The organism is Klebsiella sp. AqSCr, from assembly GCF_008452795.1.
Taxonomy (GTDB): Bacteria; Pseudomonadota; Gammaproteobacteria; order Enterobacterales; family Enterobacteriaceae; genus Klebsiella; species Klebsiella pneumoniae.
This window is the reverse complement of sequence record NZ_MJDM01000022.1, coordinates 17,701-31,037: the sequence shown is the minus strand read 5'-3', so window position 1 is coordinate 31,037 and position 13,337 is coordinate 17,701. Positions and strand designations below refer to the sequence as shown.

Annotated in this window: 8 protein-coding genes and 4 pseudogenes; 4 read left to right on the top strand and 8 right to left on the bottom strand. The window is 51.5% G+C overall.

Going from position 1 to position 13,337, the window contains the following annotated elements:
• The 5 genes and pseudogenes from BHE81_RS28880 to ltrA all read right to left on the bottom strand — a co-directional run.
• A pseudogene (locus tag BHE81_RS28880) lies at positions 1-85 on the bottom strand (hypothetical protein); the annotation flags it as partial.
• Positions 86-119: 34 nt separating this feature from the next.
• On the bottom strand, positions 120-374 hold the full coding sequence (locus tag BHE81_RS25720; RefSeq protein WP_004152754.1) for a DNA polymerase III subunit theta: 255 nt from the start codon (positions 372-374) through the stop codon (positions 120-122).
• A gap of 236 nt (positions 375-610) precedes the next feature.
• A complete protein-coding gene (locus BHE81_RS25715) occupies positions 611-1,036 on the bottom strand; it encodes an antirestriction protein (protein WP_004118478.1) in 426 nt (141 codons plus the stop codon).
• Positions 1,037-1,555: 519 nt separating this feature from the next.
• A complete protein-coding gene (locus tag BHE81_RS25705; protein ID WP_004118481.1) occupies positions 1,556-1,786 on the bottom strand; it encodes a hypothetical protein in 231 nt (76 codons plus the stop codon).
• Positions 1,787-2,019: 233 nt separating this feature from the next.
• Complete coding sequence (gene ltrA / locus BHE81_RS25700; protein WP_024623221.1) at positions 2,020-3,531, bottom strand: group II intron reverse transcriptase/maturase; 1,512 nt, start codon at positions 3,529-3,531, stop codon at positions 2,020-2,022.
• Between the two features lie 401 nt (positions 3,532-3,932).
• On the opposite strand from ltrA, the gene umuD reads away from it, so the two are divergent.
• From umuD to BHE81_RS25680, 3 genes and pseudogenes are all read left to right on the top strand, one after another.
• Positions 3,933-4,358 carry a translesion error-prone DNA polymerase V autoproteolytic subunit gene (gene umuD / locus BHE81_RS25690; protein ID WP_004182047.1) on the top strand — a complete coding sequence of 142 codons (426 nt, stop codon included), beginning with the start codon at positions 3,933-3,935 and terminating at the stop codon, positions 4,356-4,358.
• A pseudogene (locus tag BHE81_RS25685) lies at positions 4,358-5,630 on the top strand (Y-family DNA polymerase). The gene umuD and the pseudogene BHE81_RS25685 overlap by 1 nt, the downstream one beginning before the upstream one ends.
• Positions 5,631-5,708: 78 nt before the next feature.
• Positions 5,709-5,960, top strand: coding sequence for a type II toxin-antitoxin system Phd/YefM family antitoxin (locus BHE81_RS25680; protein WP_004182043.1), 252 nt, complete (start codon positions 5,709-5,711; stop codon positions 5,958-5,960).
• Positions 5,961-6,204: 244 nt separating this feature from the next.
• On the opposite strand, the gene BHE81_RS25675 is transcribed toward BHE81_RS25680, so the two are convergent.
• Both BHE81_RS25675 and BHE81_RS25670 read right to left on the bottom strand, forming a co-directional pair.
• A complete protein-coding gene (locus tag BHE81_RS25675; protein ID WP_000037308.1) occupies positions 6,205-8,157 on the bottom strand; it encodes a DUF262 domain-containing protein in 1,953 nt (650 codons plus the stop codon).
• Entirely contained in the window at positions 8,154-9,434 is a 1,281-nt protein-coding gene (locus BHE81_RS25670) for a DUF262 domain-containing protein (RefSeq protein WP_004182042.1), read from the bottom strand. The genes BHE81_RS25675 and BHE81_RS25670 overlap by 4 nt, the downstream gene beginning before the upstream one ends.
• 967 nt (positions 9,435-10,401) lie before the next feature.
• Here BHE81_RS25670 and BHE81_RS25660 point away from each other — a divergent pair.
• Positions 10,402-11,098 (top strand): annotated as a pseudogene (locus BHE81_RS25660) (IS1-like element IS1A family transposase).
• A gap of 777 nt (positions 11,099-11,875) precedes the next feature.
• Here the strand turns inward: BHE81_RS25660 and BHE81_RS25655 are convergent.
• Positions 11,876-12,992 (bottom strand): annotated as a pseudogene (locus BHE81_RS25655) (IS3 family transposase); the annotation flags it as partial.
• Between the last annotated feature and the right edge of the window lie 345 nt (positions 12,993-13,337).

The following is a 13,337-nucleotide window of genomic DNA, read 5'->3' as shown; positions in this document are numbered from 1 at the left end:
GAGCCGGAACAGGCTGAAACGGAATAAAAAACAGGTTAATACCGGTTAAAAGCGTCACGGCAGCAAACATCAGAGACATACGCACAGATTACCCTCCCTGGACACACTGAGTAAGAAAATCAATTCTGCTGATCATCGCCCGGTTTATTATATTCGGGTGCATTTGCGCGCGGCAGCTGCTGACTGTTCAGTCGATGTACGCGGAACCGTTCATGGAAATATTCGCGCAGGTGTTCAGGCTGTTCCCGTTCAACAAGTTCCGGCATGACGGGCTTGTTCATGCGCTCCTGCCAGGCAACATCAGCAGCCACCTTATCGACGGCAACTTTGTCCTGCTCCTCCTTTGAAAAAGAGGCAATATTCCACTGCGACATACGCAAAATCAGCAAAAGAAGAAAAGGTACGCAGATATTACGCTCTTAATCCTTAACTGGCGACCTGTTGAGGTGAGGCCAGTACGCAGCGCCGCAGGTGTGGCGAACCGCCTCACTGGCAGGCGAAGCCTGCCAGGATTTTCGCGCGGCCACACCGATCTGCGAAGCCGGGTAAGCTCCTCACAGATCGTGCCGTCTCTGACCTTAAACGGGGCGTCGGGCGCCCCGATATAGTATCAGTCCAGAGCCGCGTAAATAGCAGCGCATTCGTCATGAGAGTCAATGAAATTCCACAGCTGCGATTCCCGCAGCATCAGGTGGCGTGTCAGGGCAGCATCACCGCGTTCATGGTGCAGCCAGATACGGCGGTTGATCGCCAGCGCCGTAATGATAACTCCGGCCGCATCCGCGCTGACGGACCGATCAAACCAGTTATCCGGGTTAGTCAGATGGAAACGGTCACCGTCAGGCATCATGTAGCCGCCGCCCTCCGGAATACGGATGAAATGCCAGAAGCCTCCGCAGTAATCGGTGATGTGTTTCTCAGCGAGCGCATAGACCTGCATCTCTCCGGCCAGAAAATCGTTACCAAACAGATCCGGCAGGAACGAGAGACGGTCGGACTCCTCTACATTCAGCATGGTTTGACGGGCATGATACATAGCAACCTCCACAGGTTCATAAGATTGCGGCACCGGGTTGTGCCGTGCCGACACGACAGCCCGGCGGAAAGCGGAAGATGCAAGGGCGACACCGGAGGCCGCAGCGCAGATAAAGCACGAAGCTGGTCTGGACGGTTTTAGAGCGAACCTGAGCGAGAAAACGACGGGAAGAACGGCGAGCTTCCTAAAAAAACTGCGACCGGGCGAGGATGGCGGCGCCAGCGAACCCTTGCATCTGCAGCGGCCGGGCTAAAGTGAAGGCACGGCACTACCCGAAGCGATGCAGGAGATACAACATGAGGTCCCCTGTCGCGGTTTACGAGCGCAGGGAGAAAAGCAGAAGCTGGCATCGCGACGCGATGGCTGCGTATAAAGGCCGCAGACCGGAGGGAGGGGGCCGGACAAAGCGGAGCCGGCGGCAAAGACAAGCCGGCGACGTCCTTATCCGGTGTTGATGGCATGGCGCCAGTTTATCAGCTGCCCGTCACCAGGCGGCCCGGGAGACCTCTCGTTCTGAGCTTATCGGCGATCTGGTTTATCACTGGCCACGGAGATACCAATGTACATACCGCTTCCCCAGATAATCTGAGAGAGCACAAATAGCCACTGAGGGACGTCAACAATCAACAGCGGAAGAAGAGCAACCGTCACGATTAAAATCAGGCGGCTACCGAATTGCCGGCGCACCGGTTCAGCGGCGTCAACCGGGACGCCTGCATATCGCAGAACCTGCCTTAAACCCGTATTCATAATCACTCCACTCAGAATAAATGCACTGTACGTCAGTATATTACATTTTATTAGATAACGATTCTCCGGACTGGCAGCGATCCTTCTGAAATTTCCCTGTTTTTGCAGGAACAGCAAATGGTTACAGACAACGGCAACAAGATGACTTGAAAAAAAACGGCCTCCGCAAAATAATGTCGCGGTAGGGATACCCGTTACCGGGTACCCCCCGCACAGATCCCGGCGTGCGCTATTCACGCACCGGGCTCCTGCCTTGGGTGTCTGGCGGTGAACCGCTCCACAGGCCATGGATGCAGAACCCGAACCTTCGGCAGCCATACGGCTGCCAGTCTGTTTGCTTTCGTCCATGTCGTATCATCCTGCTGGCTCCTGCGCCTCAGCGCCCGTCGCCAGAGGTCTGTTACGTATATCCTGAACTTCCGCATCATGGGATAGTTGCCCGGGACTGAGTGGTAGTTCAGGTATCCCTGAACCACTCTCCTGAGCCATTTTCCCTGTTCGGGGATTGAGTAATGCCAGCGCTTTCGTAGTCCGTCCTTGATCGCTTTCAGTGTCGCCGTCATCCTGTCCCGGCGTGTCTTTCGTATCAGCATGAACCTGCCACTACGATCTTTCCCACTGATATGCGTGAACCCGAGGAAGTTGAACGTTTCTGGTTTACCTTTTCCCCTGCTGGCGCGGTTTTCGGCTGCGAAGCGGCCGAACTCCGTCAGTCGGGTTTTCTTCGGATGTACCGTGAGTCCGAACTCCTTCAGTCTGCGCTGCATGGCTATACGAAAGCATTGAGCGTCGATTCGCTTGTCGAACCCGATGACTATGTCATCTGCGTATCTGACCATGACCACATTGCCTGTGGCATGGCGGCGTCGCCACTGATGCGCCCACAGATCGAAGACATAGTGGAGGTAGATGTTTGCCAGCAGCGGCGAGATAACCGCACCCTGTGGGGTGCCTTCCTCCGATGCCCGCCATTCTCCTTCCTCCGATGCCCGCCATTCTCCTTCCTCTGAGGTCCCGGCTGTGAGCCACTTTCGTATGAGCCTGATTACCCTCTGGTCGCCGATTCTGTGTTCTATGAACCTGATTAGCCATTCATGGCTTACCTTGTCGAAGAACTGACTGATATCGGCATCCAGTACCCAGTTTACATTGGTCCGAACCAGCCCTGTGGCCAGTGCGTCCAGCGCATTGTGCTGGCTTCGCCCGGGTCTGAACCCGTATGAAAACCCCATAAAGTCATTTTCGTAGACTGCATTCAGGATCTTAACCAGCGCATACTGGACGATTTTGTCCTCCAGTGAGGCGATGCCGAGCGGGCGCTGTTTTCCATCCGCTTTCGGGATGTAGTGCCGCCTGCCGGGCTGAGCCCTGTAACTACCCTGATGAAGCCTCCGGTGCAGATCTGCTATGTTGACCTTCAGGTTTTCGGCGTAGTCCTTCCACCTGACACCATCAACTCCGGCAGCCGCTTTCCTGCTCAGGGAGAGGAATGCGTTCTCCAGTGCCTCTGCTGTCAGGAGGTGGAACAATGCGGTAAACCGTTCTTTCTTCCGCTGCTTCGCAGCTTCCCGCACGCGTGACAGCCTCTGTGACATACTTTCCCGGCTCTGCGTCCGGCGCATGTGTGGCTGTTCCGCGTTTCCCTTGGCCCCGCTCCTTCGCTCCACTGACTCCGCTCCTTGCGGATTGTTCGCCAGATTCGCAGCTACTATGAGCGAGTCCGACTTCTCCTCTCCGTACATCACCGGCTTCGGCTCCTCGCCTTCCCGGTGCGGGCCATCTCCGGCACTGGCAGATGGTCAGAGGGGAGATCTCCCGGTTCCCGCGTAAAGATCGTATTGACATGCCAGGGTCTCAGACCCCGCCGGGTCCATATGGCACTCGCAGTAACGCACCCTATGATGTTGCCTTCCGTAAACAGTACAACGTCGGCACCCGGGAATTTAATATACATTTCGTGGCTCAATGGCTGGCCTGTCAACACCCCTGTCAACGCTTCGCCCCATACCTCACGGTATACAACGCATGACTCGGGGACCCTGTGGATTGCTGGTCCTTCAATGGTCGGGGACTTTCACCCCTTGATCTTTACCGGTCTCCCGGCGCACACTGTATATATATACAGCCTTAAGCGAGGGAAAAAACGATGAAGTTCATTCCTGCAGTATCAGAAGCCAGCATAGTAAAAATTCCTTTGTTCACAGAGCGATGCCCTGCGGGTTTTCCGTCACCGGCAGCAGACTACACTGAGTCTGAACTGGATCTGAATGAGTACTGCATTCACCGGCGCCACTCCACCTATTTTGTCAGGGCGATTGGCAACTCAATGACTGATATTGGCCTCTATTCCGGCGATCTGTTGGTCGTGGATAAAGCAGAACAGCCGCGGCACGGGGATATTGTTATCGCGGAAATTGAGGGTGAATTTACGGTAAAACGCCTGCTTCTGACGCCGCGGCCAGCCCTGCAGGCGATGAACCCGGACTTCCCTTCCCTGTACCCGGATCCGGAAACGCTGCAAATTTTCGGCGTGGTGACAGCCTTCATTCATAAAACCCGGAGGGCAGACTGATGTTCGCCCTGGCTGACGTCAACTCCTTCTACGCCAGTTGCGAGAAGGTTTTCAGGCCGGATTTGCGCGGCAAACCTGTCGTCGTTCTCAGTAACAACGATGGCTGCGTTATTGCCCGGAGTGCTGAAGCCAAACTGCTGGGTATAAAGATGGGAACCCCCTGGTTCCAGCTCAAAGAGGCGCAGTTTCCTGAAAAATTGTACGTTTTTTCCAGCAACTACGAGCTCTACGCGAGCCTGAGTAACCGTGTGGTCGCCCTGCTGGAAGAGCTGTCGCCCCGCGTCGAACAATACTCAATTGACGAATGTTTCCTGGATGCCCGGGGAATTGGCCACTGTATGGATCTGGAGGATTTTGGCAGGCAGCTGCGTGGGCATGTTCTCAGTGGAACCGGACTGACGATCGGTGTCGGCTTCGGCGCCACAAAAACACTGGCCAAATCGGCGCAGTGGGCGTCAAAGGAATGGCCACAATTCAGGGGGGTGCTGGCGCTGTCGCCCGATAATCCACGCAGAACGGCAAAATTACTCAGCCTGCAGCCGGTGGAAGAAATCTGGGGCGTGGGGAACCGGATAGCGAAAAAGCTGCACGTTATGGGGATCACCACCGCCCTACAGCTGTCGCTGACGAACCCTACATTTATCCGGAAAAACTTCAACGTAGTGCTGGAGCGCACGGTACGTGAGCTGAACGGCGAGAGTTGCATTTCACTGGAGGAAGCGCCGCCGCCTAAACAGCAGATTGTCTGCAGTCGCAGCTTCGGGCAGCGGATCACCACCTACGAAGAAATGCGCCAGGCCGTCTGCCAGTATGCCGAGCGCGCGGCGGAAAAGTTGCGCGGTGAGCGACAGTACTGCCGGCATATCAGCACCTTCATCAAGACATCCCCTTTTGCGGTTAATGAGCCGTATTACGGTAACGTGGCCACGGAAAAACTGCACACCCCTACCCGTGACACCCGGGACATTATCGCGGCTGCGGTCAGGTCTCTGGACAGAGATCTGGCTCGATGGCCACCGCTACGCAAAAGCGGGGATAATGCTCAATGATTTCAGTCCGAACGGCGTCGCGCAGCTGAATCTGTTCGATGACGTGCAGCCACGGCCGCACAGCGATGCGCTGATGAAGGTACTCGACGGCATTAATCATTCCGGACTCGGGAAAGTCTGGTTTGCCGGACGGGGTATTGCGCCGGACTGGCAGATGAAACGGGAGATGCTGTCACCGGCATATACCACCCGCTGGAAGGAGCTGCCGGTTGCCCGTTTCTGACCGTCGAAATGACAGACGGGACTTGCCGCAAGAGCTTACTTTACCGATCATACAGATGACTTGTCTCAGGGGGGGACCATGACAAATATCATTCTGTGTGATGTGACTGCCAGCATCAGCGAACTTAAAAACGATCCGGTGGCCACCGCCAGTGCCGGCGGCGGCTACCCGGTCGCGATTATTGACCGCAACCGCCCTGTTTTTTATTGTGTGCCCGCGGCTCTGTATGAACAAATGCTCGATGAGCTGGACGAAAAAGACCTAGTGCAAATGATAACAGAACGTCAAAACCAGCCGCTGCGTGAAGTGGATCTCAATCAGTATCTGTGATGTGCTCCGGTGCGAGGAGCAAGGAATGTATTAAGCCTATGTTACCCACTCGATGATCAATGCTGTCTTAAAACACTATAAAATCAATAAAATAGAATTATATCTGCATGTCGATACCATACAAAATACCATGGTAAGAAAACTTGGAGACTGTACTGATCGTGTCGCCCGACGCAAAACGCTTTTAGACTGACAACTTGCACACCACAAAGGATATTCATCCAAAAGCAGTTATTCAAAGAAGTCAACGCCCTGGGTTGGATCTTCCGCTTGCCTCCACCAGACTTACATCATCACGAAGCAATGTCACCATCGCTTCATGATGTGCTGTTATCTGCTGATCGTCCCAGTTTGTATTTCGGGTGATTTCCGCCATTCTCTTGAGCTTGGGACTTTGAAGTTCAATTGTATCCTTGAAGTTTTCGGCCTTTGCTCTGGGGAGGCTATTGCTGAATTTTGAGTTCGCGCTGACGCTTACGAGCGCGAGGTTGCCAAGCAGGTTAAGGCTAGAACCTGAAACAACCGCGCCCGACTGTTCTTTGTCAGGATGCTGTGGATAGAAGTGCTCAATGGAAGTTCTGAACTGAAATTTGAAATCTCGTTTTGAGGAGTCACTCAACAGAAGATAGTCGAGATACGAAAAGACGATACGGCTGATACCAAACCCTTGTGGTTGCTGATCTTTCTCAAAGGAGAATGTCTCTTTAACCTTGCTGCGGGCATATCCCTTCAACAAATCGGCAAGATCCGCATGTTTCACGTCTCGAGGGGCTTTAACGGAGAGCCAGCGAAGAACTTTGGTAATCCAGTGCATCGTTCGCGGAGAAGTGTAGGTAATCCGAAGCATGGACTGAAGCAGCAATACATCTCGGGTATGTGGGTCAGCACTCCCGTCCTCCTCTAAGCTTCCATTGCTGGCCGAGAAAACATGGATGTACGTCGGGGTTGGCTTCTTGTCCCCGCCTCCTTTTTTCAGTCGCTGGAGAGACCAATCGCCATCGTCACCGATGTTTGCCGTGAATTGACGCTTCAAGATGAAGCCATCGAAGAGGTTGCGGCACTTGAGAAGCATAAATGCAAAACTACGCACCCAATCGGCTTTAGCATCGGGTACATTATTTACGGCGTCGTCAAATGACTTGATGAGGCGCTTGTCGTCAAGCAGGCCTTCGTCTTCGACCTCATCGCCTTTCATAATTCTTAGAACGTGTAGCAGAAAGGCCGGAAACTCAATAGTCGAACGAAACCGCTCGTTGCCCTCGTCTTCAGTGGAATTTGACTCGAGCTCTTTAGCGTATTTTGACAACGCCTCATCCAAGGACAACGATACCCCTTCGGAGGATTGCCTTGATGAATTGATGCCGGATTGCGGACGACTTTCCATTAGCGAAGAGAAGCTGGTCACCTCCAGCCAGGACCATTCATCACCAAATACTTTGTTTCGCAAACTTGTGTCACCACGGGTCAGAGACATCTGGACATAAGAATCCATGTCAGCACAGGAATCCCAAACCCACGCAAAGCATTCGCGTTCATATTGATTGGGCAGTTTGCTCATCAGGCGAGCCTTAACAATATCAACCTGCTTGAGTTGCTGCCCACGAGTGTTCATGATCTCGAAGTAGCGATTGAGGTCGGTATTGGGTGGCAGCGAGGCACGGACGACAGTCACCTTCGTTAGCAAGAAATCGGAGAATTTTTCGCGTGAGCGATTAAGGTTTTCATTTTGTTTGAAGAACTGATTGATGATGCTGTAGCCTTCATGAATGCCAGCATCTGCATTACTCGTGGAGCCCTGCGGTCGAACGTGCTCCTTAGCCGCCTCCTGTGCTACTCGCAGCAGGGCCTCAGTTGCCCGTGCGCGCGACTCATATTGCAAGTGGCCTGCATGGCCAACCGACGGCTTCTCACCCTCACCGTCTTGCTCCAGGAAGGTAAGAAGCAGATAGAGGGTTGTAAGTCGTTGTTGTCCATCTATGACCTCGAACTCATCCTCTCTACCCCGCTTGATTACAACAAGGTTCCCAAGAAAATAGTTGTCCTGGCCCCCTACCACCGAGTCTTGAATATCGCTAATAAGTTGCTCAATCTGTTCGGCCCGCCAAGCATAGTTCCGTTGATAAATAGGAATCAGATAATTGTCAGTGAATAACTTGCCTACTGTTAACAGTTCAGGTTTCAACTCCTTCTTGCTCATTGCAGCCCCTTGATAAAAGCAACGAGTTCCTTTTCGTGGTTATCGCTGTATGGCTTACTTGTTATTGGAAGTTTGCGGACAACACTTCCAGTCATCGCATTACGTAGCAAAACAAAAGGCGATTTATTTGCATCGTTTTTACCTCGCGCTCGGTTGTCAGCAGATACAAATTGCACACGAAGTAACTCGACCCGCAAGGCATATGCCCATGCGAATAACCTATTTCGCACTTCATCTACATCTTCATCGCCAAACTTGTTTGTATAGCAAAGCAGCGCGGCAATGAACAATTCGTACACGTAGCGGTAGCGACTTTGAGATGGGCCAAAGTTTTTGAAACCTCTGTCAATAACCTCTTGTTCCAGTATCTTCAATTCGTCAAGCATGAATGTCACCATCTCGAAAAATGAGCGTCCTGCGATTATCGGGGCATCAAGCTGAAAGCGGCTGCGCCCGGCGTTTCGTGCATCATGTGTAGAGGATACCGACCATGCACTTAGAAGTGGCATAGCGGCTTGTGCTGCAAGGTGATATCGCAGATTTGGCGAAAATGACCTGTGGGATCGTGATGAAATGCCCTTGAACATGCCGATGTCCCGAATAGTAAATTCGAGCGAGCTTTCGCCTCGTGACCACTTGGATATCCGGTATAAAAAAGTAGAAAAAAGCCTGTCCAGATCCTCATCGTTTACGGCTTCCCAAGCCTCAACGACAGCCACTTTCATAGCAGCGGACTCATCGTGCATTTCGCGCAGGTGGTGTGCTTTGAGCAAGTCGTGAGGGGCAAGCGGTTTGCCGCGATAGTTCTGGGAATCAAAGACACGAAATGCCTCATCAATATCGTCCGTCACAATACGCACCAACTGACATTTGTGACAGATAAAATCCAAAAACTCTTTTTTATCTTCCAACTGCGACAGGCGCCTTTGAAGCTCTATCCAAACTAGGGAGACAGGAGTGTCGCTGTTACCAGACATCGAAATTTGATGATTTATCGGATCTAAGGCCGCAAGAATCATTCGCAAAGTCAGCAGGCGCTGCTGCCCGTCGACTACATTGAGATACTCACCATCATCGTGAAGAATGATTGCACCCAAAACATAGGGAATATCTTTTCGTTCGGTATCTCGAAGAGCTTCGCTGATATCATCCACCAGTTGTAGAGCAGTCGATACATCCCAACTGTATGGGCGTTGATAGTTCGGTATCCGAAGGCCTTGCTTGAGTAGTTCATCCACGGTGACTGCACTAACACCGTTCTCTCCGTTAATCGCCATTCCTATGTCCCTTCATTGACGCTTTTCTATTTTCTCAGCGTATTTTCCGCAAACTTTATTCACCTATATGGATACTTCGATTCCGAGTGGCGGCTGTCTTGTTCACAATTTCTATCACGAGGTGCTCCTCTGGCGCATATTTAACGATCTGGGGCAAGGGTCGAGAGAGCGGTTCTGATCAAAGCGAGCATCGATGGCATCAGCACAGCGCTGCAATGCACCCGGTTGTCGATACCATGGCATTTGCTGATACGGTCACATGGTATTTGCTATATCTTCGATTCAGCGTCGGCCTTAAACCATAAAAAATGCCATTGATAATGCAGTCATATCATCAATGGCACTCACTAAATCAAATAAAACAATAGGCTAAATAATAGCCTCACTCCCACTCTATTATCAACTGCCTATATATCATATTAATTTACTTAGATTAAATATCAAATAAAATATCAATGCCATGACTAATGCCATATCTAAAAAATATGAACACAGGGTACATCTCCTGCTTATCTCACGCAGCCTAGAAACAGCATTACGATCCGATAAGCTGGCTCATAGCAAGACAGTACCCTCGGGTCGGGGTCTACTTCGCCGTGTAGTAGGGCGTTTCGCATAGCGTAGATCGTTTCAATCAATCCCGACAATAGCTCTTCAGGGGAGCACTGAAACTCCATCGCCCCGACTTGCAGGCGATCGGCTCCACCACGCAGTAGGTCGCGCCTCGGGCGCGGGTTGCAGCCGTCATAGAGCTGCCGCAGCGTCGTTTGCTGGGCTTTAGAGAGGTTCGCAGTAAAGTCTGCATGGCCATAGATCGTGTTCGGCTCATAATGCACCTGAACGTGCTGGAATTTCACGTTTCCATTGCGAACTGAGGTGACGGTGATCTGGATGTTTCCGCCCGCGATCTTCGGTGATGCTGCCAACTTACTGATTTAGTGTATGATGGTGTTTTTGAGGTGCTCCAGTGGCTTCTGTTTCTATCAGCTGTCCCTCCTGTTCAGCTACTGACGGGGTGGTGCGTAACGGCAAAAGCACCGCCGGACATCAGCGCTATCTCTGCTCTCACTGCCGTAAAACATGGCAACTGCAGTTCACTTACACCGCTTCTCAACCCGGTACGCACCAGAAAATCATTGATATGGCCATGAATGGTGTTGGATGCCGGGCAACCGCCCGCATTATGGGCGTTGGCCTCAACACGATTTTACGTCACTTAAAAAACTCAGGCCGCAGTCGGTAACCTCGCGCATACAGCCGGGCAGTGACGTCATCGTCTGCGCAGAAATGGACGAACAGTGGGGCTATGTCGGGGCTAAATCGCGCCAGCGCTGGCTGTTTTACGCGTATGACAGGCTCCGGAAGACGGTTGTTGCGCCGTATTCGGTGAACGCACTATGGCGACGCTGGGGCGTCTTATGAGCCTGCTGTCACCCTTTGACGTGGTGATATGGATGACGGATGGCTGGCCGCTGTATGAATCCCGCCTGAAGGGAAAGCTGCACGTAATCAGCAAGCGATATACGCAGCGAATTGAGCGGCATAACCTGAATCTGAGGCAGCACCTGGCACGGCTGGGACGGAAGTCGCTGTCGTTCTCAAAATCGGTGGAGCTGCATGACAAAGTCATCGGGCATTATCTGAACATAAAACACTATCAATAAGTTGGAGTCATTACCCTCAGAACCATTGTTAAAGCGGTACTGGGTAGATTTGAAGTCAATATCAGACCCCTCACTCTTATAACGCAGCATATTTAACAATTTGTCCATTTCAGTTCTCTTGCTTAGGTTTCATTAACATATTTTAAATAAGCCACTGTCTGAGTGATTGTGTCTGGTACGCAGAACAAACAGGACCTTCATTCAGTTGCTCCACTCAAACTGTGATTAGCTACTTCCGCTTTTTTCACAAAGCGGACGATATCCCGTTAAAGCGCTTGCATATACTGTAAAACAAAATTCAATACCCGGTAAAAGAAAGCTTGGCTTCCAGCCAGTAATATGAGGTCCTGTTTGCTTGTTGTACTGTCCCCTCATCCGTAGACAAATTTCATCCTCGCAGAGAGGCCTATTAGAAAGTCTTCGGGCTTAATCCATAGAGGAAGTTGTGGCGTCAGATATGATTGCAGGGCACTTCAATGTAATCAAATATATCCTGCCGGGCCATGGCCCGGGCTTGATATATTCACTTCCTTACACGCACTTATATGAGTAAACAAGAAACGATGCTGCCTTAGCATTATCCCAGCAATTGCTACTTTAGACATGCTTTAGCTCTAACATTGGAACAATACTACTCTTTTGTACCTTTGCCGATGTCGGCATGGTACTCACCTTCACAAATTCAATGACAGCCATATGGTAATTTTTTACTAATTTTTGGCGCGCCATTATGAAGTTAGTCGAGTGACCTGCCCCCAGGATTAGATACAACCGTGAGTTAGTAAGGTCGGTTTGTTTACCTTCACATTTTCCATTTCGCCACCGTGCTGCAAACTCTGATGGCGTCTGATAATTCAGTGCTGAATGTGGACGACACTCGTTATAATCCTGCCGCCAGTCATTAATGATTTTCCTTGCGTGAACGATATCGCTGAACCAGTGCTCATTCAGGCATTCATCGCGAAATCGTCCGTTAAAGCTCTCAATAAATCCGTTCTGCGTTGGCTTCCCGGCTGGATTAAGCGCAACTCAACACCATGCTCAAAGGCCCATTGATCCAGTGCACGGCAAGTGAACTCCGGCCCCTGGTCAGTTCTTATCGTCGCCGGATAGCCTCGAAACAGTGCAATGCTGTCCAGAATACGCGAGACCTGAACGCCTGAAATCCCAAAGGCAACAGTGACCGTCAGGCATTCCTTTGTGAAATCATCGACGCAGGTAAGACACTTGATCCTGCGACCGGTGGAAAGTGCGTCCATGACGAAATCCATCGACCAGGTCAGATTGGGCGCCGCCGGACGGAGCAGCGGCAGACGTTCTGTTGCCAGCACTTTACGACGTCTTCTGCGTTTTACGCCCAGGCCACTGAGGTGATAAAGCCGGTACACGCGCTTATGATTAACATGAAGCCCTTCACGGCGCAGCAACTGCCAAATACGACGGTAGCCAAAACGCCTGTGCTCCAGTGCCAGCTCAGTGATGCGCCCTGATAAATGCGCATCAGCAGCCGGACGGTGAGCCTCATAGCGGCAGGTCGACAGGGATAAACCTGTAAACCTGCAGGCACGACGTTGCGACAGACCGGTCGCATCACACATCAACATCACGGCTTCCCGCTTCTGGTCTGTCGTCAGTACTTTCGCCCAAGAGCCACCTGAAGCGCCTCTTTATCCAGCATGGCTTCGGCAAGCAGCTTCTTGAGTCTGGCGTTCTCTTCCTCAAGCGACTTCAGGCGCTTAACTTCAGGCACCTCCATACCGCCATACTTCTTACGCCAGGTGTAAAACGTGGCATCGGAAATGGCATGCTTGCGGCAGAGTTCACGGGCGGGTACCCCAGCTTCGGCTTCGCGGAGAATACTGATGATCTGTTCGTCGGAAAAACGCTTCTTCATGGGGATGTCCTCATGTGGCTTATGAAGACATTACTAACATCGGGGTGTACTAATCAACGGGGAGCAGGTCACGAGCTATATATTGGCAATGTGAGAGTCAAGAGGCTGGATTTACATCATAAGTCTTTCAAGAAGCTACCCACATGTATATCCCCGTCACTGTGGATAAACAATCTATTGAGTCTTATTCATCTGCATAACCTGTGATAAGTAATGTCTCTGAAATCCCCAGATCATACAGTGTGACGAAATGCATGATGTGGCTATGCTGATGACGGAATGATGTTATTCACCCTGGGTTGTGAAAATAGCCTGGATTGGTTACTTGCCGGACGAAGGTCTGAA